Source organism: Lentzea flava (assembly GCF_014648475.1).
GTDB classification, from domain to species: domain Bacteria; phylum Actinomycetota; class Actinomycetes; order Mycobacteriales; family Pseudonocardiaceae; genus Lentzea; species Lentzea flava.
In genome coordinates, this window is the sequence record NZ_BMRE01000001.1 from 593,584 (window position 1) to 618,345 (window position 24,762).

The 24,762-nt window shown below is 70.6% G+C and carries 25 protein-coding genes and 1 pseudogene; 18 read left to right on the forward strand and 8 right to left on the reverse strand.

Annotation, left to right across the window (positions count from 1 at the left end; translation table 11 throughout):
- Nucleotides 1-4: 4 nt before the first annotated feature.
- Nucleotides 5-307 (reverse strand): gas vesicle protein GvpO, encoded by a 303-nt coding sequence (locus IEZ09_RS02885; protein WP_229812193.1) that lies wholly within the window; start codon nt 305-307, stop codon nt 5-7.
- A 247-nt stretch (nt 308-554) separates the two neighbouring features.
- Here IEZ09_RS02885 and IEZ09_RS02890 point away from each other — a divergent pair, with 247 nt between their 5' ends.
- Entirely contained in the window at nt 555-986 is a 432-nt protein-coding gene (locus IEZ09_RS02890; protein ID WP_229812194.1) for a hypothetical protein, read from the forward strand.
- An 11-nt stretch (nt 987-997) separates the two neighbouring features.
- Here IEZ09_RS02890 and IEZ09_RS02895 read toward each other — a convergent pair whose 3' ends face one another.
- Nucleotides 998-1,621: an RraA family protein gene (locus tag IEZ09_RS02895; protein WP_189251913.1), complete on the reverse strand. Its 624-nt coding sequence runs from the start codon at nt 1,619-1,621 to the stop codon at nt 998-1,000.
- Nucleotides 1,622-1,665: 44 nt separating this feature from the next.
- On the opposite strand from IEZ09_RS02895, the gene IEZ09_RS02900 reads away from it, so the two are divergent.
- The 4 genes from IEZ09_RS02900 (at nt 1,666) to IEZ09_RS02915 (ending at nt 4,634) form a co-directional block, all read left to right on the forward strand.
- Nucleotides 1,666-2,433: an IclR family transcriptional regulator gene (locus tag IEZ09_RS02900; RefSeq protein ID WP_370467616.1), complete on the forward strand. Its 768-nt coding sequence runs from the start codon at nt 1,666-1,668 to the stop codon at nt 2,431-2,433.
- An 85-nt stretch (nt 2,434-2,518) separates the two neighbouring features.
- Nucleotides 2,519-3,553 (forward strand): Rieske 2Fe-2S domain-containing protein, encoded by a 1,035-nt coding sequence (locus tag IEZ09_RS02905; protein WP_189251914.1) that lies wholly within the window; start codon nt 2,519-2,521, stop codon nt 3,551-3,553.
- Nucleotides 3,550-3,708, forward strand: a complete 159-nt coding sequence (locus tag IEZ09_RS02910; RefSeq protein WP_189251915.1) for a hypothetical protein — start codon at nt 3,550-3,552, stop codon at nt 3,706-3,708. The genes IEZ09_RS02905 and IEZ09_RS02910 overlap by 4 nt, the downstream gene beginning before the upstream one ends.
- Nucleotides 3,705-4,634, forward strand: coding sequence for a PDR/VanB family oxidoreductase (locus IEZ09_RS02915; RefSeq protein WP_189251916.1), 930 nt, complete (start codon nt 3,705-3,707; stop codon nt 4,632-4,634). Before IEZ09_RS02910 ends, IEZ09_RS02915 begins: the two co-directional genes overlap by 4 nt.
- A gap of 113 nt (nt 4,635-4,747) precedes the next feature.
- Here the strand turns inward: IEZ09_RS02915 and IEZ09_RS02920 are convergent, their stop codons facing one another.
- Nucleotides 4,748-5,167 (reverse strand): MarR family winged helix-turn-helix transcriptional regulator, encoded by a 420-nt coding sequence (locus IEZ09_RS02920; RefSeq protein ID WP_229812195.1) that lies wholly within the window; start codon nt 5,165-5,167, stop codon nt 4,748-4,750.
- Nucleotides 5,168-5,233: 66 nt separating this feature from the next.
- On the opposite strand from IEZ09_RS02920, the gene IEZ09_RS02925 reads away from it, so the two are divergent.
- From IEZ09_RS02925 to IEZ09_RS02935, 3 genes are read left to right on the forward strand one after another with little or no spacing between them, the layout of a single operon-like run.
- Nucleotides 5,234-6,712, forward strand: a complete 1,479-nt coding sequence (locus IEZ09_RS02925) for an aldehyde dehydrogenase family protein (protein ID WP_189251918.1) — start codon at nt 5,234-5,236, stop codon at nt 6,710-6,712.
- Nucleotides 6,713-6,729: 17 nt separating this feature from the next.
- On the forward strand, nt 6,730-7,839 hold the full coding sequence (locus IEZ09_RS02930; protein ID WP_189251919.1) for an NAD(P)-dependent alcohol dehydrogenase: 1,110 nt from the start codon (nt 6,730-6,732) through the stop codon (nt 7,837-7,839).
- A 7-nt stretch (nt 7,840-7,846) separates the two neighbouring features.
- A complete protein-coding gene (locus tag IEZ09_RS02935; RefSeq protein WP_229812196.1) occupies nt 7,847-9,340 on the forward strand; it encodes an acyl-CoA synthetase in 1,494 nt (497 codons plus the stop codon).
- A 4-nt stretch (nt 9,341-9,344) separates the two neighbouring features.
- Here IEZ09_RS02935 and IEZ09_RS02940 read toward each other — a convergent pair whose 3' ends face one another.
- On the reverse strand, nt 9,345-10,550 hold the full coding sequence (locus IEZ09_RS02940; RefSeq protein ID WP_189251920.1) for a cation:proton antiporter: 1,206 nt from the start codon (nt 10,548-10,550) through the stop codon (nt 9,345-9,347).
- Between the two features lie 159 nt (nt 10,551-10,709).
- Here IEZ09_RS02940 and IEZ09_RS02945 point away from each other — a divergent pair, with 159 nt between their 5' ends.
- From IEZ09_RS02945 to IEZ09_RS02955, 3 genes and pseudogenes are all read left to right on the forward strand, one after another.
- Complete coding sequence (locus IEZ09_RS02945; RefSeq protein WP_189251921.1) at nt 10,710-11,309, forward strand: TetR/AcrR family transcriptional regulator; 600 nt, start codon at nt 10,710-10,712, stop codon at nt 11,307-11,309.
- Complete coding sequence (locus IEZ09_RS02950; RefSeq protein ID WP_189251922.1) at nt 11,306-12,550, forward strand: glycosyltransferase; 1,245 nt, start codon at nt 11,306-11,308, stop codon at nt 12,548-12,550. The genes IEZ09_RS02945 and IEZ09_RS02950 overlap by 4 nt, the downstream gene beginning before the upstream one ends.
- A gap of 22 nt (nt 12,551-12,572) precedes the next feature.
- Nucleotides 12,573-13,018, forward strand: a pseudogene (locus tag IEZ09_RS02955) (DUF6653 family protein).
- 112 nt (nt 13,019-13,130) lie between these two features.
- Here IEZ09_RS02955 and IEZ09_RS02960 read toward each other — a convergent pair.
- From IEZ09_RS02960 to IEZ09_RS02970, 3 genes are read right to left on the reverse strand one after another with little or no spacing between them, the layout of a single operon-like run.
- On the reverse strand, nt 13,131-14,402 hold the full coding sequence (locus tag IEZ09_RS02960; RefSeq protein WP_189251923.1) for an amidohydrolase family protein: 1,272 nt from the start codon (nt 14,400-14,402) through the stop codon (nt 13,131-13,133).
- A 38-nt stretch (nt 14,403-14,440) separates the two neighbouring features.
- Nucleotides 14,441-15,739: an ArsB/NhaD family transporter gene (locus tag IEZ09_RS02965; RefSeq protein ID WP_189251924.1), complete on the reverse strand. Its 1,299-nt coding sequence runs from the start codon at nt 15,737-15,739 to the stop codon at nt 14,441-14,443.
- Complete coding sequence (locus IEZ09_RS02970) at nt 15,736-16,203, reverse strand: CBS domain-containing protein (protein ID WP_189251925.1); 468 nt, start codon at nt 16,201-16,203, stop codon at nt 15,736-15,738. The genes IEZ09_RS02965 and IEZ09_RS02970 overlap by 4 nt, the downstream gene beginning before the upstream one ends.
- Before the next feature lie 391 nt (nt 16,204-16,594).
- Between IEZ09_RS02970 and IEZ09_RS02975 the strand changes: the two genes are divergently transcribed.
- The 4 genes from IEZ09_RS02975 to IEZ09_RS02990 all read left to right on the forward strand — a co-directional run bounded on the left by IEZ09_RS02975 (nt 16,595) and on the right by IEZ09_RS02990 (nt 22,046).
- Nucleotides 16,595-17,470, forward strand: coding sequence for a polysaccharide deacetylase family protein (locus IEZ09_RS02975; protein ID WP_229812198.1), 876 nt, complete (start codon nt 16,595-16,597; stop codon nt 17,468-17,470).
- A 53-nt stretch (nt 17,471-17,523) separates the two neighbouring features.
- Nucleotides 17,524-17,868: a YidH family protein gene (locus IEZ09_RS02980; protein ID WP_189251926.1), complete on the forward strand. Its 345-nt coding sequence runs from the start codon at nt 17,524-17,526 to the stop codon at nt 17,866-17,868.
- The gene (locus IEZ09_RS02985) at nt 17,865-18,149 is read left to right on the forward strand and encodes a DUF202 domain-containing protein (RefSeq protein WP_189251927.1); all 285 of its coding nucleotides are present in this window, start codon (nt 17,865-17,867) and stop codon (nt 18,147-18,149) included. The genes IEZ09_RS02980 and IEZ09_RS02985 overlap by 4 nt, the downstream gene beginning before the upstream one ends.
- A 195-nt stretch (nt 18,150-18,344) precedes the next feature.
- The gene (locus IEZ09_RS02990) at nt 18,345-22,046 is read left to right on the forward strand and encodes a 5'-nucleotidase C-terminal domain-containing protein (protein WP_189251928.1); all 3,702 of its coding nucleotides are present in this window, start codon (nt 18,345-18,347) and stop codon (nt 22,044-22,046) included.
- Here IEZ09_RS02990 and IEZ09_RS02995 read toward each other — a convergent pair.
- Nucleotides 22,043-22,783 carry an ATP-grasp domain-containing protein gene (locus IEZ09_RS02995; protein ID WP_189251929.1) on the reverse strand — a complete coding sequence of 247 codons (741 nt, stop codon included), beginning with the start codon at nt 22,781-22,783 and terminating at the stop codon, nt 22,043-22,045. The genes IEZ09_RS02990 and IEZ09_RS02995 overlap by 4 nt on opposite strands.
- A gap of 65 nt (nt 22,784-22,848) precedes the next feature.
- Here IEZ09_RS02995 and IEZ09_RS03000 point away from each other — a divergent pair, with 65 nt between their 5' ends.
- From IEZ09_RS03000 to IEZ09_RS03010, 3 genes are all read left to right on the forward strand, one after another.
- The gene (locus IEZ09_RS03000; RefSeq protein ID WP_189251930.1) at nt 22,849-23,154 is read left to right on the forward strand and encodes a hypothetical protein; all 306 of its coding nucleotides are present in this window, start codon (nt 22,849-22,851) and stop codon (nt 23,152-23,154) included.
- 177 nt (nt 23,155-23,331) lie between these two features.
- Entirely contained in the window at nt 23,332-23,814 is a 483-nt protein-coding gene (locus IEZ09_RS03005) for a MarR family winged helix-turn-helix transcriptional regulator (protein ID WP_189251931.1), read from the forward strand.
- Nucleotides 23,815-23,913: 99 nt separating this feature from the next.
- Nucleotides 23,914-24,756 (forward strand): trypsin-like serine protease, encoded by an 843-nt coding sequence (locus IEZ09_RS03010; protein ID WP_229812199.1) that lies wholly within the window; start codon nt 23,914-23,916, stop codon nt 24,754-24,756.
- The last annotated feature ends 6 nt before the right edge of the window (nt 24,757-24,762 follow it).

Consider the following 24,762-nt stretch of genomic DNA (forward strand, 5'->3'; position numbering starts at 1 on the left):
CCCCTCACAGGTCGGTCGTGCCACGGGTGTAGCGCCGGAGCCGCTCGCAGCCGCACAGCTCGCCCGTCGCGTCGACGTCGACGCGATAGGTGGACATGACGCTCGTCGTGGCCGGGACGCGTTCGAGCTCGAGCACGTCGACCAGGACGGACCAACCGCCGTCCGGCAGCGCGCGAATCCCCGAAACGGCTTCCGGCGTCCTGCCGAACAGCGCACCGAACTGCTCCGTTGCGGCTCGAATGGCGAATGCGGCGGTGAGTTTCTCAGGTTTTCCGGATGGCGAACTGTCATTCGAATCGTCAGCCACTCTCCCCACCATAGAGGCAGTTCACGGCGCCATGCAGAATTGCTCACCGACGAAGAATTAACATGTTGACGGGCATGTCAGAGCGAATGCATCCCGATAGAGCGAACGGCCGAATTCGGTGAATGCATTCGAGTGCTGCAATTGGCATCAGCCAGGTGGCGTGCGGCGTTCGTCCCAACGGATCGGGGTGTCCGAGGTCGTCCGACTTGCTGCCGTTTTCTCGCTTCCTCCGCCTATGGTCGCCGCCGTGAACAAGTTCAGGAAAGCGCTGTCCCTCAGCCTCGCCACCGCAGCCGTCCTCGCCGCGTCGGTGACGATGAGCACCGCGGCGCAAGCGGCGTCGTCACCGATCGAGGCCTGTGGCGGTGGCAGCTACCACGAGATCGACAGCCACAAGCTGGGCAGCGTCGCCACGATCCGCCTGCTGTACAACGGCAGCACCAACTGCGTGGTCACGTGGCGGACGAACCCCGGCAGCCCCACCCGGCTGCTGGCCGCCATCGCGAAGGAGAACGCCGACGGCAGCTACACCGATTTCAAGAACGACGACAAGCCCTACACCACCTACGCCGGTCCGGTGAAGGTGTCCGCCGCCGGCAAGTGCATCATCTGGGGAGGCGGCGTGACGATCAGCGGAGTCTGGAACGCCTGGTACTCGGCGCCCTCGCACTGCGGCTGAGCGGCACCCGGCTAGCCGGCGAAGCCGTTGTCCCGCAGTGCCTTCGCGATGCGGGCGTGGTGCTCGGCCTCCCAGTCGTCCAACGTCTGGGAGGCCTCCTCCGCCAGTTTCGCCCGCGCGTCGCGGAGGACCTGGTCCTGCCGGTCGCGCGGCACCACGACGACGCCCTCCTCGTCCGCCACGACGACGTCGCCCGCCTCGACCCGCACGCCACCGCATTCGATCGGCTCGTTGAACGGCGACACGGCCTTCTTCGTGCCGGGAATCGGGATCACTCCCCTGGCGAAGACCGGGAAGCCCAGCTCCCTGGTCTCGGCCACGTCGCGGATCACGCCGTCGAGGACGAACGCGGCGACACCCCGGCGGTGCGCGACGGCGCAGACGTTGCCGCCGGCCAGCGCGTAGTCGAGGTCGCCCGACTGCACCACGATCACCGAGCCCGGCTCGGCGCGGTAGATGGCCGCGTGCAGCATCAGGTTGTCACCCGGCGGGCACCGCACGGTGAACGCGGGTCCCGCGACCCGCGGCAAGGGCGTCCACAGTGGATGGATGCCGGAGTCCATCACGCGCTCGCGGCCCAGCACGTCGGCGAGGGTGGTGGGCGAGATCTTCTCGAACTCCGCTGCGTCACTCATGCCACCACGACTACCAGACGCGGTCCACGAGGGATGATGGCGGAGTGAGCGCGCCGAGGAGAGGCAGACCGGCCGGTCCCACCGGGCCGGTGATCGGCCGTGCGCTGCGGTTGCTCGACGCGTTCGACGCCCAGCGTCGCGAGCTGACGCTGAGCGAGCTCGCCAGGCGCGCGGACATGCCGTTGTCGACCGCGCACCGGCTGATGCAGGAGCTCTGCGCGTGGGGTGCGGTCGAACGCGACGCTGACGGGCTGTACCGGATCGGGTTGCGGCTGTGGGAGCTCGGTTCGCTCGCGCCGCGCGGGCCGGGGCTGCGCGAGACCGCGCTGCCGTTCCTGGAGGACCTCTCCCAGATCACCAAGGAGAACGTGCAGCTCGCCGTCAGGGAGGGCACGGAGGTCGTCTTCGTCGAACGGATCGCGGGGTCCGGCGCGGTGCCGGTGCTCACCCGCGTCGGCGGCCGGTTCGCCCTCACCGCCACCGGCGTCGGCCTGGTGCTGCTCGCCCACGCCCCCGCCGAGGTGCAGGAAGAGGTGCTGGGCGGCCCGATCGACCGGTACACGGCCAAGACCGTCACCGATCCGCGGCAGCTGCGCCGGATGCTCGCCGACACCAGGGCGAACGGCTTCTCGATCAGCGACCGCCAGGTCACGATGGACGCGCTCTCGGTCGGTGCGCCGATCCGCGACCGGCACGGCGAGGTGATCGCCGCGGTATCTCTCGTCGTGCGGCACGGCAGCACGACGCCGCACGCATTGGCGCGGCTCGTGCGCACCAGCGCTCAGGCGATCTCCCGCGCCCTCTCGGCCTAAGGGCTTCCATTTTCCGGAAACACCGCTACGGACCGGGCCGCGGTCTCGGTCACGCTGTGACCCCCACCACGGAGAAGGAGCGTCGATGACCGGCTTCCCGCGCGACCAGTGGTACGTCGCGGCCTACGGTTCCGAGATCGGGCACGACCTGTTCACCCGCACCGTCTGCGGCGAGCCGATCCTGTTCTGGCGCACCCGCGACGGAGCGGTGACGGCCATGCCCGACCGGTGCGTGCACCGCCGTTTCCCGTTGTCCCAGCCGCCTTCCCGGCTCGTCGACGACCAGGTCGTGTGCGGCTACCACGGCTTCACCTACGACGCGACCGGCAAGTGCGTCGCCGTGCCCGGTCAGACCCGCATCCCGCGCACCGCGCGACTGCTGCCGTATCCGGTGGTGGAACAGGACTCGTTCGTGTGGGTGTTCATCGGCGACCCGGCGAACGCCGACGCGTCGCGGATCCCCCGCGCACCGTGGCTGGTCGCGCCGGACTACACGACCGTCTCGGGCATGGAACCGTTGGCCGCCAGGTACGAACTGCTGGTCGACAACCTGCTCGACCTGTCGCACGAGACCTATCTGCACGGCGGTTACATCGGCACGCCAGAGGTCGCCGCCACCCCGATCACGACCGAGGTCGACGAGGACGCCGGCATCGTCTACGTCTCGCGACACATGGACGACGCGGAGTGCCCGCCGTTCTACTCGAAGTCGACCGGGCTGCAGGGCAGGATCGCGCGCTGGCAGGACATCGAGTACACGCCGCCGTGCCTGTACAAGCTGCACAGCCGCATCGCGCCGGTGGGGTCCGTGCCCAATCCGGACGGCACCGACCCGGACGCGTTCCACGTCGAGGTCGTGTACGCGATCACGCCGGAGAGCGAGAACTCGACGCACGACTTCTGGGCCGTGGCACGGGACTTCGCGCTCGGCGACGAGGAGGTGTCCGCGTTCCTCGCCGAGAACAACCGCACGGTCGTCCTGCAGGACGTCGAGGCGTTGAACGTGCTGGAACAGGTCATCGCCACCGAGCCCGAGGGCTACCAGGAGCTCTCGATCAACATCGACACCGGCGGGCTCGCCGCGCGCCGGATGCTCAAGCGGCTGTGCGAGCAGGCATGAACGCTCTGACCGGCAACCGCGTCTTCCGCATCCACTGGGTCCTGGGCACCGACCGGCTGCGGGCGGTGTGCCACTGCTCCGCCGAGCGCGAGTTCGACGACCCGGTCGAGCTGTGGGAGTGGCTGCTCGACCACCCCGTGGGACACACGCCATGAAACTGCTGCTGGAGAGCAAGAAACCGATCGCCGACGGTGTCGTCCTGCTGACCCTGCGGCATCCGGACGGTCACCCGCTGCCCGCGTGGACGCCCGGTGCGCACGTCGATCTGGAACTCGGCGACGACCTGGTCCGCCAGTACTCGCTGTGCGGTGACCCGCACGACAACACGGTCCTCCAGGTCGCCGTGCTCCGCGAACCCGACGGCCGCGGGGGTTCGCAGTACGTGCACGACGTGCTCACCGCCGGGCAGCTGATCGAGGTGCACGGGCCGCGCAACCACTTCGCGCTCGTCGAGGCCGAGAGGTACCTCTTCATCGCGGGTGGCATCGGCATCACGCCGATCCTGCCGATGATCGCCGAGGTGGCCGCGGCCGGCCACGACTGGCGGCTGGTCTACGGCGGTAGGACGCGCTCCTCCATGGCGTTCCTCGACGAGCTCGAACCCCTGGGCCGCGTCGAGATCCGCCCCCAGGACGAGGCCGGCCTGCTGGACCTGGCGACCCTGCTCGGCGAGCCCGCGCCCGGCACCGCCGTGTACTGCTGTGGACCGGAAGGCCTGCTGACCGCCGTCGAACAGCATTGTGCGCAGTGGCCGGCCGGGACACTCCACGTCGAACGGTTCGCACCCAAACCCGATGCGGCACAAGGCCCGCGGCAGGGGTTCGAGGTCGAGCTCTCGCAGTCCGGCGAGGTCCTGCGGGTGGAGCCGGACGAGTCCGTGCTCGAGGTCGTCGAACGTGCGGGCGTGCCCGTGCTGTCGTCCTGTCAGGAGGGCACCTGCGGCACCTGCGAGACGGTCGTCCTCGCCGGAACGCCCGACCACCGCGACTCGGTGCTCACCGACGACGAACGGGAGAACGGCGACGTGATGATGATCTGCGTGTCCCGCTCGCGTTCCCCGCGGCTGGTCCTCGACCTCTGACCGGAAACACTTGACAGTTCAACAACACCGAACCATGCTTTGTGTATCAGGATTCCTGATATTCGTAATCCTGATACACCAGCTCAGTGAGGAGCCGAACCCATGCGTGGTCGCTAAGAACCGGCGAGTGCGGCACGACACCGGTTGAGCATGTCGTGCAACGCGGTTCGCTCGCCCTTGCTGAGCTTGCTCACCATCCTCTTCTCGATCGCCGCCACGTCGTCGGCGTGCTCGTCGAGGAACGCCCTGCCGGAGTCCGTGAGGCTGATCAGCAACCTCCTGCCGTGCGCCGGGTCCGGCGTCCGGACGATCAGCTCACGCCGCTCCAGCGCGGCGACCATGTCGGTCATCGTCTGCGCGGTCACGAACGAGTGGCGCGCCAGCTCGGCCGACGTGAGGCCGTCGCGCCGGGCCAGCACCGTCAGCGCCGTGTACTGCAGCGTCGTCACCCCGGCCGGCCGCAGCACCTCGTCCATGAGTGCGCGCACCGCGAGCTCCACCTGCTTGATCTCGTACATCAGCGACGGTCGCACGTGCTCCACCTTCCCCATCGATCACGCCGATCACTCAGAAGCCTGGCACAGGAAGGCAAACCCGACATGACCGCACTCGACGAGCGTCCGACCGCAACGGTGCGCCGCCCGGTCGTCGCACCCGGCAGGTTGTTCATCGGGGGCACGTGGCGGGAGTCCACCGAGGACGCCCGCATCCCCGTGACCGACCCGTCCACCGGATCCGTCGTCACGTCCGTCGCCTGGGGCACCACGGCCGACGTCAACGACGCGGTCGACGCCGCCCGCGCCGCGCTGGAGGGCTGGGCGGCGACGCCGGGCAGGCAGCGCGGGCGGATCCTGCACCGGGTCGCGGACATCGTGCGGGCCAGGGCGGACGAGCTCGTCGCGGTGGAGAGCCTCGACGTCGGCAAGCCGGTCGCGCTGTGCCGTCCCGTCGACGTGGAGACGACCGCCGAGCAGTACGAGTACTACGCGGCGCTGGCGCAGACCCTCGACGGGGCGACGCGGCAGATCCCGATCCCCTCGCACGCCTACACCCGCCGCGAGCCGATCGGGGTGGTCGCGGCGATCACGCCGTTCAACTTCCCGCTGATCCTGTCGAGCTCGAAGATCGCTCCGGCGCTCGCGGCGGGCAACACGGTGGTGCACAAGCCCGCCGAGGACACACCGCTCAGCGCGTTGCTGATGGCCGAGATCCTCGCCGAGGCCGGTGTGCCCGACGGCGTGGTCAACGTGGTGACGGGCTACGGCGCGGAGATCGGCGAGCACCTCCTGCGCCACCCCGGCGTGGACAAGGTGGCGTTCACCGGGTCGACCGCGGTCGGCAGGCACGCGGCGAGCATCGCGGGCGCGCAGCTCAAGCCCGTGACCATGGAGCTGGGCGGCAACGCGGCGCACATCATCTTCGACGACGCCGACCTGGAGAAGGCGATCGGAGCGGCGATCAAGGCGTTCGTCTTCAACACCGGCCAGTTCTGCATGGGCGGGCCACGGTTGCTCGTCGCGGCACCGTTGTACGACGCCGTTCTCGGCGCTCTCGCCGAGGCCGTGCCCACCGTGCCGGTCGGGGACCCGTTCGACCCGGCGACCGTGATCGGGCCGATGGCCGGCGAGCGACATCTGTCCAAAGTGGAGCGTTACGTCGCGCAGGCGAAGGCCGACGGCGGCCGGATCGTCACCGGTGGGCAGCGGCTCGACCGGGCCGGGTGCTACTTCCCGCCCACGGTGATCGCGGACCTGCCGGACACGTCCTCTGTGGTGCGGGAGGAGATCTTCGGCCCGGTGCTGACCGTGCAGCGGTTCGACACCGAGGACGAGGCGGTCGCCATGGCCAACGGCACGCCCTACGGCCTCGCCGCCGGGCTGCAGACCGAGAACCTCGCGCGGGCGCACCGGGTGGCCGCCCGGCTGCAGGCGGGCATCGTCTGGATCAACGACTGGGCGCTGCTCGACCCGGCGATCCCGTTCGGCGGCGTCAAGGACTCCGGTCACGGCCGCGAGTACGGCCCGGAGGCACTCGCCGCCTACACGCGCACGAAGTCCGTCGTCATCTCTCTCGCCTGAGCCCACAGGAGAATCCGATGCCCACCACAACGACGGCGGCCGTGGTCGAGTCCGCCGGTTCCGGGTTCACGCTCGCCCAGGTGGCTCTCGACGACCTGCGTCCCGACGAGGTGCGCGTGCGCGTCGTCGCCGCCGGCATCTGCCACACCGACCTCGGCGTCGCGGGCGGCCACCTGCCGTTCCCGCTGCCCGGTGTGCTCGGCCACGAGGGCGCCGGGATCGTCGAGGAGGTCGGCTCCGCGGTCACGAAGGTCGCTCCCGGCGACCAGGTGCTGCTGAGCTACACCTCGTGCGGCCGCTGCCCGAACTGCCGCGACGGCCATCCCGCCTACTGCGACACCTGGCTGCCGTCGAACCTGATCGGCGGCGAACGAGCCGACGGGACGTCGCCGATCTCCCGCGACGGCGTCCCGCTCGGCGGTCACTTCTTCGGCCAGTCGAGCTTCGCCCACCACGCCGTCGTCGACGAGCGCAGCGTGGTGAAGGCCCCCGCCGACGCGCCACTCGACCTGCTCGCCCCGCTCGGCTGCGGGGTCATGACCGGCGCCGGCGCGGTCTGGCACGCGCTCGCCCCGCGACCCGGCGCCACCCTCCTCGTCACCGGTGCGGGAGCGGTCGGTCTCTCCGCGATCATGGCGGCCCGGCTCACCCCGGCGACCCGGATCATCGCCGCCGACCGCGTCCCGCGCCGGCTGGAGCTCGCCGCCGAGCTGGGCGCCACCGACACCGTCGACACCACCCACGACGACCTCGGCGAGGCGGTCGCGAAGCTCACGTCCGGCCGCGGCGTGGACGGTGTCGTGGAGACCACCGGCAACGCCGGCGTGCTCGGCACGGCGATCTCGTCGCTGGCCACGCGCGGCACGGCGGTGATCGTCGGCGCGCCCGCGTTCGGCACCCAGGTCCCGGTCAACGTGAACTTCATGTTGTCCGGCCGCAGGGTCGTCGGACTCACCATGGGTGACGCCGAGACCCAGTCGCTCATCCCGGTGCTCGTCGACCTCGTCACGGCGGGCAGGCTGCCGATCGACCGGCTGATCACCCACTACGAGTTCGGGGAGATCCAGCGGGCCGTCGACGACGCGCTGGCGGGCGTGACGATCAAGCCCGTGTTGCGGCTCGGGTGAGACCGGGATGATCGGACCGGCGAACCACGGCGTCGGCAGCTGGCCGGCGCGACGGGCGCGCATCTCCCCGCACCGCACCGCACTCGTGCAGGGAGACCGGACGCTGACCTACGCCGGGCTCGCGCACCGGGCCGACCGGCTCGCGGCCGCGCTGACCCGGCTCGGCGTGCGGCGCGGTGACCGGGTCGCCTACCTCGGCGTCAACGACATCACCGTGTTCGAGACGTTGTTCGCCACGGCGCTGTGCGGGGCGATCTTCGTGCCGTTGAACCACCGCTTGTCCGGCACGGAGATCGCCTACATGCTCGCCGACAGCGGCGCGTCCCTGCTCGTGCACAGCGCGGACGCCGACTCCCTCGTCGCCGCGGCCGGACCGCTGCCGCCCGTGCTGCGGACCGCCGACTTCGACACCGTGGCCGGAGACGAGCCTCCCGGCGCCGAGGTGACGTTCGACGACCCGTGTCTGCTGCTCTACACCTCGGGCACGACGGGCAAACCGAAGGCGGCGGTGCTCACGCACGGCAACCTGACCTGGAACACCGTCAACCAGCTCGCCCACTTCGACGTCCTCAGCACCGACCGCGCGTTGTGCATCGCGCCGTTGTTCCACTGCGTCGGCCTCGGCCAGATCACTCTGCCGACACTGTTCAAGGGCGGCAGCGTGGAGCCGGTGGCGAAGTTCGATCCGGGCGCGATCCTCGCGCGCATCGGAGAGGCGGGGATCACCGGTTTCGCCGCTGTGCCCACGATGCTGCAGATGATGTGCCAGGACCCGGCCTGGGACACCGCCGACCTCAGCTCACTGACGTGTGTGCTCTACGGCGGTTCACCGGTGCAGGAACGCGTTGCGCGCGCGTGGCTCGACCGCGGTGTCCGGCTGTTGCAGGGCTACGGCATGACGGAGGCGTCTCCTGGCGTCTCGATGGCCACCCACGACGGCACGCTCGACCACCCCGTGTCCGCGGGCGTGCCGCACTTCTTCACCGACGTCGCCGCACTCCGCGCCGAGCAGGTCGTGCCGCTCGGCACCGAACCCGCCGAGCTGCTCGTGCGCGGCCCCAACGTGTTCGCGGGCTACTGGAACCGACCGCAGGAGACCCGGGACAGCTTCGTCGACGGCTCCTGGTTCCGCACCGGCGACGTGGTCCGCGTCAACGACGGCTGGGCCCACGTCGTCGACCGGATCAAGGACGTGATCATCTCCGGCGGGGAGAACGTCTACCCCGCCGAGGTGGAGGCCGTCATCGTGCAGTTGGACGAAGTCGAGTCGTGTGCGGTGGTCGGTGTGCCGGACGAGCGGTGGGGCGAGGTCGGCGCCGCCTACGTCGTCGCCCGCACCGACCTCGACCCCGGGGTGCTCCGGGAGCACCTCGAGGCCAACCTCGCCCGCTTCAAGGTGCCCAAGCACCTGTTCTTCGTGGACTCGTTGCCGCGCAACGCCACCGGCAAGGTGCGCCGCGTCGAGCTGCGGGCGATGGCGGCCGCCGCGGTCGGACGCTGACCGCTCAACTCTGCTCCGGCCGGACCTCCGGCTTGCCGGTGGGCAGGTCGTCCGGCGGGTCGACGCTGAGCGCCTTCGCCACCGGCACGTCGGTCGACGAGTGCAGGACGATCGACAACGCGATGGTGATCGCGACGAGGTCGAACACGTCCTCGCCCGCGGGTATCCCCGCCTGCAGCACCAACAGCCCGTACACCACCGAGGCGAAACCCTTGGGGCCGAACCACGCGGCGACGGATCGTTCGCGGGCGGGCAAAGGCGTCCGCAGCAGGGACACCATCATCGCGGCCGGGCGCACGAGCAGGATCGCGATCACCGCGACCGCCCACTCCCCCGCGCTCAGGTGCGACAGCCGCTCCGGCGTGATCAGCGCGCCGAACACGAGCAGCGCGGCGAACTTCGTGATCTCCGACAGCAGGTCGCCGAAGTGCTCGAAGTGCTCTGCCGCAACGCGGTCCAGCGTCGCGATCGTCGACCCGGCGGCGAACGCGGCCAGGTAGGGGTTGGCGTGGGTGAGGTGGCACGTCGCGTACAGCACCACCGCGATCGCCAGCGGGCCGAGCGCTTGCAGGCGTGGTTCCGCCGTGAAGATCCGCAGGCGCCACGCCAGCACCACGACGGCGGGGATCACGATGCCGAGCGCGAGACCGGCCGCCAGCTCGATGCCGATCTTGGCGAAGTCGGTGCCGCTGTTCGAGGCGGTGGCCAGGAAGATCAGCACGAACGGCAGCGCGAGGCCGTCGTTGAGACCGGACTCGACGTTGAGCAGGCGGCGCAGTCGCAGCGGGACGTCGGTGCGGCCGACGATCGCCGAGGCGAACACCGGGTCGGTCGGCGAGAGGATCGCGCCGATCAGAAACGACGTCGTCCAGTCGAGGCCGGTGAGGAAGTGCGTCGGCACGGCGATGCCGACCATGGTGAGCGGCATGGCGAGGCCCAGCGCGCGGCCCGACAGCCGCCAGCCCTGCTTCAGGTCGGGCAGACCGGCGCGTTGCCCGTCGGTGAAGAGGACGGTGAACAGCGCGAGATCCGCCAGGACCGTCACGAACGAGCTGTTCGACGGGATGGTCACGAGACCGAGGCCGCCCTGCCCGATCAGGGCTCCGGCGGCGAGGAACATCAGCGCCGTCGACAGGATCGTGCGCGCCGCGAGACCCGACAGCGACACGCTGATCAGCAGCACCACACCGAACGCGAGCACCAGCGCCATCGACGAACCCCGTCCCAGCCGACCAGGCCCACCACGGGTTCGTGATGAGCGTTGCCGACCAGGCTTCCCGGCGCTCCACGCGAAAAGATGCCGTAAACGACCGCCCGGCGCAAACCAGATCGCTTGACCCGCGCTGAACAAGTGTTCAATACTCTGAACATGCGTTCAGCCTCTGACCTCACGGCCCGTGCGCGCATCCGTGACGCCGCACTGATCAGGTTCGGCACCGACGGAATCGCAGGAACCTCGGTGCGTGCGGTGGCCGCTGACGCCGGGGTCTCACCGGCGTTGGTGGTGCATCACTTCGGCTCCAAGGAAGGGCTGCGGCAGGCCTGCGACGACCACGTGCTCGAAGGGATCCGCTCCGGCGGTGAGGCGGGGACGGACGCGTTGGGTGAGGTGCTGCAGGCGGCAACGCCGGTGCGGCGCTACCTGGCTCGCGCGTTGCTCGACGGCACCGCCGCGGCGAGCACCTTGTTCGACGAGATCGTCGACCGCACGCAGCAATGGCTCGCCACGGGTGAAGAGGAAGGCTGGGTTCGTCCGGCTTCCGACGCACGGGCGCGCGCGGTCACCTACGTGTCGTGGCTGTTGGCGCCGCTCGTGCTCGGTGATCACGTGGGCCGGTTGCTCGGCGGGGATCCGGCGGAGACCGCGACGGCGGTGCGGGGTGCGCGGGCCGGGCTGGAGATGCTCACGTCCGGCCTGTTCGCCGACGACCGCTGGCTCACCGCGTTCAACGAGGTCGGCGAGCGATGAAGACCCTGCTCGTCACGCACGGCACCCGTGGCGATGTGCAGCCGTTGCTCGCGCTGGCGGTGGCGTTGACGAACGCGGGTCACGAGGTGCTGCTCGCCGCTCCGGCGTCGTTCGCCGAAGCCGTTGGGGCACAGGGCGTCGAGTTCGCACCTCTCGACGACGGCCCCAACCGGCTGATGGACGATCCGGTGCTGAAGGAGGCGATCGAGGGCGGCTACCGCGGGGTGCGCGGCAAGATCACCGCGTGGTCGACCGTCCAGCGCATCAAGCCGTTGATGGCGCACGTGCTGCGTGATCTCGGTGCGGTCGCACGGTCCTGCGGTGCGGACGTCGTGGTGCACACGCCGAGCGTGCCCGCTCAGCACGTGGCGGAACTCCTCGGTGTCCCGGCGGTGCTCGCCACCCTGCAACCGGGATGGGTTCCCACGTCGGCGTTCCCCTGCCCGCTGCTGCCGTTGCCGCGGCTGCCCCGGTTCCTCAACCGGGCGACCTATCTGACCGTCTCGGGAACGTTGCGGGCGTACGCCGGAGTGGTCAACGCCTGGCGTGCCGGTGAACTCGGCCTGCGTCCCGGCCGGGGTCCGCGCCACGCCCTGGTGGTACAGGCGTTCAGCTCCCGTGTCACGCCGGTGGATCCCGGTTGGCCGGATTCGGTGCGCACCACCGGCTTCTGGTACCTGCCGAGACCCGCGGACTGGACGCCGGACGCGTCGTTGCGGGCGTTCCTCGACGACGGGGCTGTCTACATCGGATTCGGCAGCATGGCCGGACGCGATGCGCGGCGCACCGGGGACCTGGTCGCCGAGGCGGCACGTGCGGCCGGGGTGCGCGCGGTCGTCGCCACCGGCTGGGGCGGACTCGCCGCGCGCTCGTCGGACGACCTGCACGTGATCGACCAGGCGCCGCACGACTGGCTGTTCGGCCGGGTGCGGGCAGTCGTGCACCACGGCGGTGGAGGAACGACCGCCGCGGCACTGGCCGCGGGTGTGCCCCAGGTCGTCTGCCCGTTCGTCGCCGACCAGCCCCACTGGGCCCAGCGGATGCACGCCATCGGCGTCGCCCCGCAACCCCTTCCCCACCGGAAACTCAGTGCCGGCCGGCTCGGCGAGGCGATCTCGCGGGCAGTCGGCGACCCCGCGCTGCGGCAGCGGGCCGCGGTCCTCGGCGAGGAGATCCGTGCCGAGGACGGTGTGCGCGCCGCGGTGCACGAACTCGAAAGGATCCACGATGGACACCGCTGACCGGATCGCGAAGACCTTCGGCATGACCGACGAGGCGTGGCGACGGCACGCCAACCCGTGGAGCGTGTGGACCGGTTCGCCGCGATCCCGTTGATGCTGCTGGCGATCTGGAGCCGCACGTGGATCGGGTGGTGGTGCCTCGTGCCGATCGGTGCCGTCGTCGTGTGGCTCTTCGTCAACCCGAGGGCGTTCCCGCCCGTGGACGAACCGCACAGCTGGACCGAGCGCGGCATCTACGGCGAGCAGGCCTGGGTGCGCCACAGGGACCTGGTGCCGCCGGACCACCGGCACGTGTTGCGTCTGCTGGTCTCGTTGGGCGTCATCGGGTTCGGCATGATCCTGTGGGGCCTGATCGCCCTGAAGGTGTGGCCGACGGTCTTCGGTGCCACCCTCGTCGTGGTGGCCCAGCTGTGGCGGATCGACCGCTTCGGCTGGCTGTGGGAACGCCACCGGGCGCAGCGGTCCTGACCGCCGTGCTCACGCCCCGGCCTTGACGCAGTGCGGGCTCACCACCCAGAACCGCTCGCGGACGGTCCCGCTTGGCGTCCACAGTGGACGAGGAAGTCGACCTCGAACACCTCTACAACCTCCTCGCGGAGCGGCGTTCGCGCACAGCCGCCACGACTTTCGCCACCTGGGCGTCGAACGCGTCGAGCTGCTCGGCCTCCGCCGGACTCGCGACGAACGCACGCCGGTCGCAGAGCACTCCGCCGCGCCAGATCCGCTCGATCGCCCGCGTCTCGGTGATGTCCGCCAACGGGTCGCCGGACACGAGGACCAGGTCCGCGCGCTGCCCCGCCGCGACACGTCCGCGGTCGGCGAGGCCGAACACCCGTGCCGGTGCGCTCGTGGCGGCGGCGAGGGCCTGCGCCGGGCTGAGGCCGCACCGGACGAGGAGTTCCAGCTCCCGGTGCAGGCTGGCGCCGAACACGGTTCCCGGGTTCGGCGCGTCGGTGCCCGCCAGCACCGTGACACCCGCGTCGGCCAGTCGCCGCACGTTGTTCTCGGCCCACGCGTAAGGCAGGCGACGACCGGTGAGCAGGGCGCCCGACGTCAACCGGCGGGTCCAGGCCTCGCCGAGCGCGTCCGCGAGCCGCGGATCGCCCGCCACCGCCGCGCCGCCCGGTTCGCCGAGCGTGTTCTCGATGGTGGCGAGCGTGGGGCCGACCGCGATCCCGGCCTCGGCGATGCGGCCGACCAGGTCCTCGTCCAGTTCGGCGTCCGCGGGGACGTGGGCCATCACGTCGGCACCGGCGGCCACGACCTGCTCGGCACCGGCCGCCGAGCTCACGTGGGCGACGACGAGCAGGCCGCGGGCGTGCGCGGCGGTGACCAGCGCCTTGATCGTCTCGAAGTTCAGCGACGGCCACAGGCCCCCGACGCCGGAGAAGATCTTCAGGTAGTCCGAGCCCTCGGCGATCCGGTCCGCGACGAATTGTTCGGCCTGGCCGGCGGCGGTCAGCGTCGGGAACGGGGCGTACATCAGCGACGGGTGTCCGTCGGGTGCGGTGGCACCTATGCCAGACGAGCGCACGTCGGCCACGTCCGGACGAGTCCCTGCCTGTTCCTTGGCCGTGGCCACCAGACCGGGCTTGCTGAACATGTCCAGAACGGTGGTGACGCCGAAGATCAGCGACTGCTGGAGGGCGCCGGGGACGAGGTGCACGTGCGCGTCGATCAGCCCGGGCAGCAGGGTGCCGCCCGCCGCGTCGACCACCTCGTCGCCTTCTCGGGCGAGCGAGTCCGCCGAGCACTCGGTGATCACCCCGCCGGCGAACCGGACCGACGTCCAGTCCCGAACCTGCGTCCCGTCGAACACCTTCGCGTTCACGATCGTCGTCGCCGTGGCCACCGCGTCCTCCCCAGGAATCCTGGTCAACCCTAGTGGCGTCACGCCAGCACGAAGTAGCGCAGCCACAGGTACGGAGCCGCGAGCAGGATCGACAGGCCGGCGACGACGACGCCGTAGCGGGTGAACTGCCAGAAGCTGATCGGCGTGCCGTTGCGCGCGGCCAGGCCGAGCACGACGACGTTCGCGCTGGCGCCCACCGCGGTGGCGTTGCCGCCGAGGTCCGCGCCCAGCGCGAGCGACCACCACATCGACTCCGCCTGCGGTGTGTGGCCCTGCGCCGCCACGAGCTCGCCGACGATCGGTGACATCGTTGCGACGTAAGGGATGTTGTCCACGACGGCGGACAACAGCGCGGAGATGACGAGCAGCCCCATCACGGCCACGAGCGGTTCGCCGCCGACCGCGCCGGCGAGCGTCTCCGACACCTCGTCGATCACGCCGGTCTTCACCAGCGCGCCGACCATCACGAAGAGCCCCATGAAGAAGACCAGGGTCTCCCACTCCACGTCGGCGATCGCGTCCTCGGTGGTGACCTTGGAGATCAGCACGAGCAGACCCGCGCCGAGCAGGGCGACCACGGACGGTTCGAGGTGCAGGGCGCTGTGCAGCACGAAACCGAGCAGCACCAGCGCCAGCACGAGCAGGCTCTGCCACAGCAGCCTCTTGTCCCTGATCGCCTCCCGCTCGGAGAGAGCCATGACCTCGGCGACCCGGTCCTCGTCGTAGTGGAACGCGTCGCGGAACAACCACCGGCACACCACCACGAACACGACCATCAGCACCACGATGAACGGGGCGAGGTGAACCAGGAAGTCGTTGAACGACAAGCCCGCCCGGCTGGCGATGATGATGTTCGGCGGGTCACCGATCAGCGTCGCGGTGCCGCCGATGTTCGACGCCAGCACCTCGGCGATCAGGAACGGGATCGGGTTGAGCCCCAGCCGATCGCACACCAGGAACGTCACCGGCGCGATCAGCAGCACGGTCGTGACGTTGTCCAGCGCGGCCGACGCGACGGCGGTGATGACCACGAACATCGCCAGCACGGCGAAGGGTTTTCCCCTGGCGCGCTTGGCGGCGGCGATCGCCAGGTACTCGAACAGACCGGTCTGCTTGATCACCCCGACGATGATCATCATGCCGAGCAGCAGGAACACGACGTTCCAGTCCACCCCGGCGTCGAGCGAGTGGAACGCGGTCTCGCCGTTGGTGAGGCCCAGCGCGAGCATGATCGCCGCACCGCCGAGGGCCGCGGCCACCCGGTGCACCCGCTCGGTGGCGATCAGGACGTAGGCGCCCGCGAAGACCAGGACGGACAGGATCTGGCTCGGGCTCATGGTGCCTTCCCTGTCGTGGACAGGATGACCTTCAGCAGGTGGGACGTGGTCACCACGCCGTGGACGGTGTCGTCGTCGCTGACGAGCAGCAGCGGACTGTGCAGCCGTGCCATCATCGCGGCGCACTCGATCACCGTGGCGTCACCGGACACCTTCGGCAGCTCGTAACGCTTTTCCTTGGGCGGCAACAACTCCTTGACCGTGCGCCCTTCGAGCTTGCTGATGCACGCCTGCGCGCTGCCCTTCTCGTCGTACACGCGGGCGAGCGACGGGTCCTCCTGCACGTAGCCGGGGATGATGAACCGCAGCACCTGCGAACCGGGCAGCACGGTCACCGGGCGTCCCTCGGCGTCGACGACCACGACGCCGGGCCGCCGCTGGTCGGCGATCAGCCGGGCCGCGGTCAGCGCGTCGTCGGTGAGCTGGACCAGCGGATATTCCTCGGCGAGATCACGTGCTCGCATGACGTGCTCCTTCACGGAAGACTGAGGTGGCGGCGGTCGTACACGGCGTTACCATGACTCTTCCACCGATCGTGATCCGCAACGGGCGGGAGTGCAGCCCATGTCCGGTCTCGCAGTGACGTTCCTGCTCATCGGGGGCTTCGTCGCGGCCGCACTGACGGTGCGGGCGATCCAGCGACGCTGACGCCATCCGCTCTCCTGGTCATCCCGGTCTCGAAAGACAGCTCCGCCACATCGCCGACCAGGCTTCCCGGCACACCGCGCGGAAGACTAACCCGTGATCACCACTTCGCGCTCCCCGGCACCACGCCATCGGTCCTCGCGGGAACGGGACCTCCTGCCCGTTTCACCGCGCTCACCAGCAGCGAGCCTGGTGGTGGAGGTGAGCGCGGTGAAGGCGTGGCTCCTGGCGCACCGGCCCCTGGCGACAGGCGGGGCGGTGCTGGTGCTCTGCGGTGTGGCGGTGCTGGTCCTCGTACTGCTCCGCCCGGTCTCCGGACCACCGGTCGCAACGCCGTCGACCACCACGAGCACGCCGGTCACCACGACCACGGCCACCACCACGGCACCGACGACCACTCGCCCGACGGCGGAACCTTCCCCTGGCGTTCCCTTCCCGGAGTCGCTGCGCGGCCAGGACGTCTCCAGGCTGCCGACCGACCGCAGGGTGGTCGCGCTGACGTTCGACGCCGGCGCCAACGCCGCGGGACTGCCCAGCATCCTGCGCACCCTGGCCGACCAGCGCGTGCGCGCGACGTTCTTCCTCACCGGCGACTTCGCCCAGAGCGACCCGGGGCACGTCCGGGCGATCCTCGCCGCGGGGCACCGCGCCGGGAACCACTCGATGACCCACCCGTACCTGACCAAGCTGCCCGACAACGAGATCGCCGGCGAACTGACGCGAGCGGAACAGGCGCTCCTGCGCACCGGCGCCGATCCCCGGCCGCTGTTCCGCTTTCCCTACGGCGACCGGGACGCCCGGACGATCGCGGCCGTCAACGCCAGGGGTTACGTGGCGGTCCGGTGGACCGTCGACACGCTCGGCTGGCAGGGCACGACCGGCGGCGGCAGCGCACAGCGCGTGCTGGAACGCACCGTCACAGCGTTGCAGCCCGGTGAGATCGTGCTGATGCACATCGGATCGCACCCGGAAGACAAGTCCACTCTGGACGCCGACGCGCTGCCCGGCGTGATCGCCGCGATCCGGGCGCGCGGCTACGAGTTCGTCACCCTCGACGCGCTGCTCGGCCAGGGCACCACCGGGTGAGTGGCCCGGCCGCCCGGCTCCGGCGATACTCCCGGCGAGGACGAGGAGGGCTGATGGCGGCCGAACCACCGGGAACCGAACCCGACTACCGGTTCACCCTCGCCAACGAACGCACGTTCCTCGCCTGGATCCGGACCGCGCTCGGCCTGCTGGCCGCGGGTGTCGCGGTCCGGCAGCTCGTTCCCGCGTTCGCCGTGCCGGGCGCCACGACGGTGCTGGCGCTGGCGTGCACCACCCTGGCCGCGGTCGTCGCGGCCACCAGCTTCCCGCGCTGGCGCCGCGTCCAGCGCGCGATGCGGGCCGGGACTCCGTTGCCGCACAGCCGGATGGTGGGCGTGCTCGCGGCCGGGGTGCTGCTGATGGCCCTGCTCGCCGCGGTCCTGGTGATCACCGGATGAAGCGCGACTCCGGCCTGCAACCCGAGCGCACGAACCTGGCGTGGAACCGCACCGCGCTCGCATCCGCCGCGTGCGCCTTGCTGCTGCTGCACGTCGCGGCACGGCGTGGCTGGGGACTTGCGACCGTGCCCGCCGTGTGCACAGCCGTCGTGGCGGTGACGCTGGTCGTGCTGGGGCGTCACCGGCACCTCAGCACCACCGGGCCGCGCGTCCTCCTGCTGGTCGCCGTGCTCGTCACCGTCGCATGCGTGTCCGCCTTCCCGCTCGTCACGCTGCCCTGAACGTCAGAGCAGCGTGGCGTCGACGAGGACGCCGAGCCCGACGGTGACGACCGCGGCGGTGGCACCGATCAGCGCTCTCGTGGCCGGGACCATCGGCACTCGCCGCCCCCCGTTAGGGTCGTTCGGCCGTAGGAAGCACGCCCGGACGGACCTAAGCTTTGGGCGGGTCGGGGCAGGTACCTGGAGGGATCTGCCATGCGCCGCATCCGCGTGTTCGCCCTGGCCGCCGTCGTTCCGCTCGTGGTCGTGTCCCCTCCCGTCACCGCCGCGGCCGCACCCTCCGCAGGCGCCGCGTCGCGGGCGGTGCTCTTCGCCTCGGACGGCATGCGGCCCGACCTGGTCGACAAGTACGCCGCCGCGGGCGCCATGCCCACCTACGCGAAGCTGATGGCCGACGGTGTCAAGGGCGTCAACGGCATGGTTCAGGCGTTCCCGCCCAACACCGGCGTCGGCTGGCACACGATGGCCACCGGCACCTATCCCGGTGAGCACGGTTCGACGAACAACACGTTCCACCGCATCGGCGAGCCGAACTTCACCAACCGCACGTCGTTCTCCGCCAACGGGGTGCTGCAGGCGGACACGCTGGCCGCCAGTGCCGAACGCGCGGGCAAGAAGGTCGCGCAGATCGACTGGGTCGGCGGGGCGGCCGCGAAGATCGCGGGCCCGACCGTGGACTTCGCCACCTTCTTCTCCACGCGCGGCGTGCTGACGGCGCCGGTCGTGCCGGACGAGCAGGCGGGCGCGGCGGCGTTCGGGCTGTCGTACCAGGTCGCCGCGTTCAGCCCGGCCGACGGCTGGACCGGCGTGCCCGCCGGTGATCCCGCGGCACCGCCGCAACAGACGGTCCTGACCATCGCGACGACGTCCGCGGCGCAGAACCCCACGCGCACCTACGACCTCTACGTGTTCGACGCGAACGCCGACGGGACCGCGGCGTACGACCGCGTGCTGCTGACACCGACGGGCGCGGGCAAGAACGCCTCGCAGGCCGTGTCGCTGTCGCCTGGCGACTTCAAGGAGGTCAAGCTCCGCGGTGCGGACGGGCTGATCGGCGCACGGGCCGGGCAGGCGGCGGGCTTCTACACGAAGCTGATCGGCCTCGCGCCCGACCTGTCGTCGTTCAAGCTGTACTTCACCTCGGTCGAGCGCCTGATCGCCACGTGCGCCACGGCGGCGTGCACCGCGCTGCCCGCGGGTGGCGCCGGGGAGGACCGGCTGGAGAAGTACCTCGCGGAGAACGCGCCGACCGCGGTGGCCGCGGACTTCGCGCCGCTCGAGGCCCGGATCATCGACGAGGACACCTACGTCCAGCAGGGCCTTGACCTGGAGAAGGCGTACGGCGACGCGGTGCTCGACTACGTCCTGGGCACGCTGCAGCCGGACACCCAGCTCGCGCAGGTCGGCTACCCGGTGACCGACGAGTTCTCGCACCAGTTCTTCGGGCTCACCGTGCCCACCGACATGGACGGTGCGGCGAACCCGTACTTCGACGACGTCAACGGCGACGGCGTGAAGGACAACCGCCTGGCGATCCGCGAGGGGTACCTGCGCGCGGCCTACCACGAGGCGGACGCCAAGCTCGCGCGCACTCGCGCGTTGATGGGCGGCAACCCGACGACGATGGCGGCCAGCGACCACGGGTTCGCGCCGCAGTGGTACGCGCTCAACGCGGGCAAGGTGCTCGCCGACGCGGGCCTGCAGCAGACCGAGCAGGCCGGCAACTGCCGCACCGGTGGCGTCACCAAGGCCAAGGCCTGCTACGCCGGTGGCACAGCGCAGATCTACATCTCGCTCGCCGGCCGTGATCCGGGCGGTGTGGTGCCCGCGGCCGACTACGAGGCCGTGCGCACCCAGATCATCAACGCCTTCAGCGGGATCACGCACAACGGCAAGCAGGTCGTGCAGAAGGTGATGAAGAAGGAGGAGCTGCGCAACGTCGACGGCTCCGACTCGCTGCACCCGTCGCGCTCGGGTGACGTGGTCGTGGTGACCCGTCCGCCGTACCAGTTCGACGCGGCGACTCCCGGCCAGCAGATCGCGTTCAGCCAGTTCTTCGGCCAGCACGGTTACCTGCCCGACCTGGTGGACCTGGCGCACGGCGTCAACATGCACGCGGTCTTCGTCGCCGCCGGTCCCGGTATCCGCAAGCAGCGTCCGCTCGCCGGCGTCCGGGCGATCGATCTGGCGCCGACCATGGCGCTGCTGCTCGGCGTGCCCGGCCCGCAGAACGCGCGTGGCCGCGTCCTGTACTCGCTGCTGCCGCAACCGGGCGCGCTGAAAGAGCTGACCGTGTTGAACATCAGCGACTACCACGGCCAGCTGGTGCCGCTGTCCGAGACCGCCGACACGGTGGCGGGCGGCACGGACCCGGCGTTCGGCATCGGTGGTTCGGCGTTCCTGAAGCCGTGGTTCGACGTGTACCGCGCGGAGGCCACCAACGGCTCGATCACCGTCGCGGGCGGCGACTCCGTGGGCGCCACCCCGCCGATCTCCGCGTTCTTCGGCGACAAACCGACCATCGAGCTGATGAACGCCATGGGCTTCACGTTCGACGGCCTCGGCAACCACAACTTCGACAAGGGCCAGGCCTATCTCCGGCAGACCCTGATCCCGCTGGCGCAGTACAGGTTCCTCTCGGCCAACATCGTCGACGCGAAGGGCAGGACCCCTGCCGAGTGGGCGCCGTCGGCCGTCGTGGACGTCTTCGGCGGCGTCAAGCTCGGCGTCGTCGGCTTCTCCAACGACGACCTGCTGGACCTGACCGCGCCCGGCGCGATCGCCCCGTTCCAGCTGACCAACTCGACGGCCGCGGTGAACGCGGAAGCCGCACGGCTGAAGTCCCGCGGTGTCAACGCGATCGTGGCGCTCGGCCACCTCGGCGCCACGGCGGGCACTCTCACCGCTCCGACCGGCCCGGTGGTGAACCTGGCCGACAACGTGTCCAACGTGGACGCGGTGCTGGGCGACCACACCGACTTCCAGGTCGTCGCGACGCGGTCGAACGGCGTGCTGCTGACGGAGAACCGCAGCAAGGGCATCCGGTTCACCCGAGTGCGGCTGGTCGTCGACACCAACGCCAAGAAGGTCGTCTACAAGACCGCGGACTTCCACAAGCCGTGGGACATCGGCATCACCGCCGACCCCGCGATCCAGGCCCGCATCAACGACCTCAACGCGCAACTGGCACCGGTCCTGAGCACGGTGATCGGTGCGTCGACCCGCGTGATCCCGCGTGCCGACGCGTGCGGTCAGAGCGCGGGCCGCACCTGTGAGTCGCTGGTGGGCAACACGGTCACCGACGCGCTGCGGCTCAGGTACGGCGTGGACTTCGCCATCACCAACTCCGGTGGTCTGCGCGCCGACCTGACGTGCCCGGCGACGGACAACCCGAACGACTTCTGCCCGGCGTTCACCCCGCCGCCGTACCCGATCACGCGCGGCCAGGTGCTGGGCGTGCTGCCGTTCGGCAACGTCGCGACGACGCTGACCGTCAACGGCGCAGAGCTGAAGACCATGCTGGAGAACGGTGTCTCGCAGATGCCGGCCGTCAACGGGCGCTTCGCCCAGGTGTCCGGGCTCTGCTTCACCTACGACATCTCCTCTCCCGCCGGGTCGCGCGTGGTGTCGGCGGTGCGACAGGCCCTCGACGGGTCGTGCACCGGTGCGCCGGTGGACCTGACGGCCGCGGCGACGTACTCGTTGGCGGACAACGACTTCATGTCCAACGGCGGCGACGGCTACCCGAACTTCTCCAGCCGCGCGACCACGAGGGAGATCATGGACCAGGTCCTGGCCGACCACGTCGCCGCGAACTCGCCGATCAGCCCGGCGATCGTCGGCCGCATCACCTGCACGACGAGCGGCGCCACCGCGTGCCCGGTGGTGGTGCCCTAGCTGAACCAGGTCAGGTCACGAGCACGTTCGACGTCGTCGGCGAGCTGGCCGGAATCGCGGTGCCACAACAGCACCGACGCTCCGATCAGCCCGCCGCCGGACTGGTTCCCCTCCCGGCCGGCCCGGCGGACGTGCACCTCGTACGAGCTCTTGAGGCCGCTCAGGTCGGGGCCCGGCTCGCGGAACCTCGTGCCCGGCATGACCGGCGGCCACAGCCAGGCGGCCTGGACGTCCTGCCCGACCGGCTCGGGCACGGGCAGCCCCGCCTGCATCCTGAGGTTCGCCACCTCCAGGTTCACCCCGGCGTGCAGCCGGGCCAGCTCCGACACGAGCGCGCCCGGTGCGCGGCCGGCGACCTCCAGCACCACCAGTTCGCCGTCGCGGTTCCTCGCGAACTCGGTGTGCACGACGAAACTTCCCCTGCTGCCCAACGCGTGGATCACGCGCTCGTTCAGCTCGTGCGCGGCCGCGGTGAACGGCGACTCCTGTTCGGTCGCACCGCCGAGGGTGCGGCCGGCGTCGAGACCGAGCAGCGGGCCCAGGTACCGCCCCACCTGCACCGGGGTGATCCGGCCGTCCCGCACCAGCGCGTTGACGTGGTGCAGGGTGCCGTCGACGAACTCGTCGACCTGCCAGCCGGTCTCGCCGTCGTGCGCGGCCAGCCAGTCGCGCACGTCCTGGGGCGTGCGCAGGATCGTGATGCCGCGGGAGTTCGCCTCCTGACGCGGTTTCGCCACCGCGGGCAGGCCGATCTCCTCGACCAGCAGTCGGCCGCCCTGGCGGTGACGACGGGTTCGAAGGCGTGGAACCGCGGCACCCGCACACCACCGGCCGCGAGCAGCCGTTTCATCACGACCTTGTCCAGGTACGCGGCGGGCCGCTCGGGGTGCCGGGGCGCGAGGCCGAGCTCCGCCCGCAGCCGCGCGCACTCGGCCAGGCAGTACTCGTCGTTCGTCACGACCTCGATCTGACCCTCGACAGCGCGCAGGTGTTCCAGCCACTTCTCGCGGTCCAGCACGGTGATCTCGGGCGCGGGACCGGTGACGTCCTCGCGCAACACCGCGTCCGCCGGGCCGTCGGTCAGCACGACGACGTCGAATTCCTCTGAAGGGAACGCCACGGCCGGTGCGACGGTGAACGGCTGCTTCGACTGCAGCGCGACGATCGTCTTCCCCATCGGAGCCCCCAGCTCTCACGCGGTGATCACGGCCCAGGCTCCCGCACCTCACTCTCACCCGCCAGTGCGAAGTGGGGTGCACCACTGCGGTTGCGGTACAACAGTGGGATGACCCGGTCCGAGGTCGGCGTGAACGACGTCGACGCGCTCACCGACGCCGTGCTGACCGCGTCGCGCCTCCTGGTCGCCGTGTCCGCGCGCTCGCTCGCGGCGGTCGAGGAGACGATCACGCTGCCGCAGTTCCGGGTGCTCGTCATCCTCGACAGCAGGGGCGCGATGAGGACCAGCTCGCTCGCCGAGCTGCTGGACGTCAACCCGTCCACCGCGACGCGCATGATCGACCGGCTGGTGGCGACCGGGATGGTCACGCGCCTGCCCAACCCCGCGACGCGCCGCGAGGTCGTCCTCGACCTGACCGACGAGGGCCGCCGCGTGGTGCGCGGGGTGACCAGCCGGCGGCGTGCGGCGATCGGCCGGATCGTGGCGAAGATGTCGCCCGACGAACGCCGCGGGCTCGTCGACGCGCTGACCGCGTTCACCGACGCCGGTGGCGAACCCGCGGTGACCTCGTCCGATCTCGCCTGGATCTGATCCTCGGCCGAAGCCCGCGTCATCTGTGAATGCTGTCGCCGCGGCGTGCGCGGAGGTTGAATCCGCGCACGCCGTCGAAGGAGCTTCAGCATGCGTTTGATGAGCACGACAGCGATCGCCGCCGCATTGCTCGCGGTGTCCGCACTGCCCGCGTCAGCGATCAACTCCTACAACGCCACCCCGGCACCGGAACGCACCGAGGTCGGTGCCCTCATCGCGACCTGGGACAACGACGACAACCCGGCGACCCCGGACCGCGTCGACTGGGTCTGCAGCGGAACGATGATCGACACCGACACGTTCCTCACCGCCGCGCACTGCACCAGCGACTGGCCGGCGAACGTGAAGTTCTACGTCTCGCTGCACCAGGACGTCCAGACCGCGCTGGACAACGCCACGGGCACACCGGCGCAGATCGCCGCCGCGGTCGGGGTGCAGGGCACCGCCCACACCCATCCCGCCTACCCCGGTCCGGCCGCGGACACGCACGACATCGCCGTCATCGAGGTGCCCGCCCAGCAGATGAGGGCGCGGTGGACGTTCACCCCGGCGACGCTGCCCACCGCGAACCGCCTGGGAGAGCTGGGCCCGCAAGGGCTGAACGACACGCCCTGGCTGGTCGCCGGCTACGGCACGCAGGAGGCCCGTCGCGGCCCCGGCGGGCACACCCACCCCGGTGGTGGCGTGCGGATGAAGGCGCCGGTGACCTTCGACGCGCTGAACAACTCCTGGGTGCGGCTCGCCATGACCGCGCCGCAGGGCAACGGCGGTGCCTGCTACGGCGACTCCGGTGGCCCGAACTTCGCCACGATCAACGGCAAGCTGACGCTCGCGGCCACCACGATCACGGGTGACACGCCGTGCTACGCGACGAACGTCGTCTACCGGCTGGACACCCCTGGCGCGAGGGACTTCCTGCGCCCGTTCGTGACGCTGCCCTGATGGGCG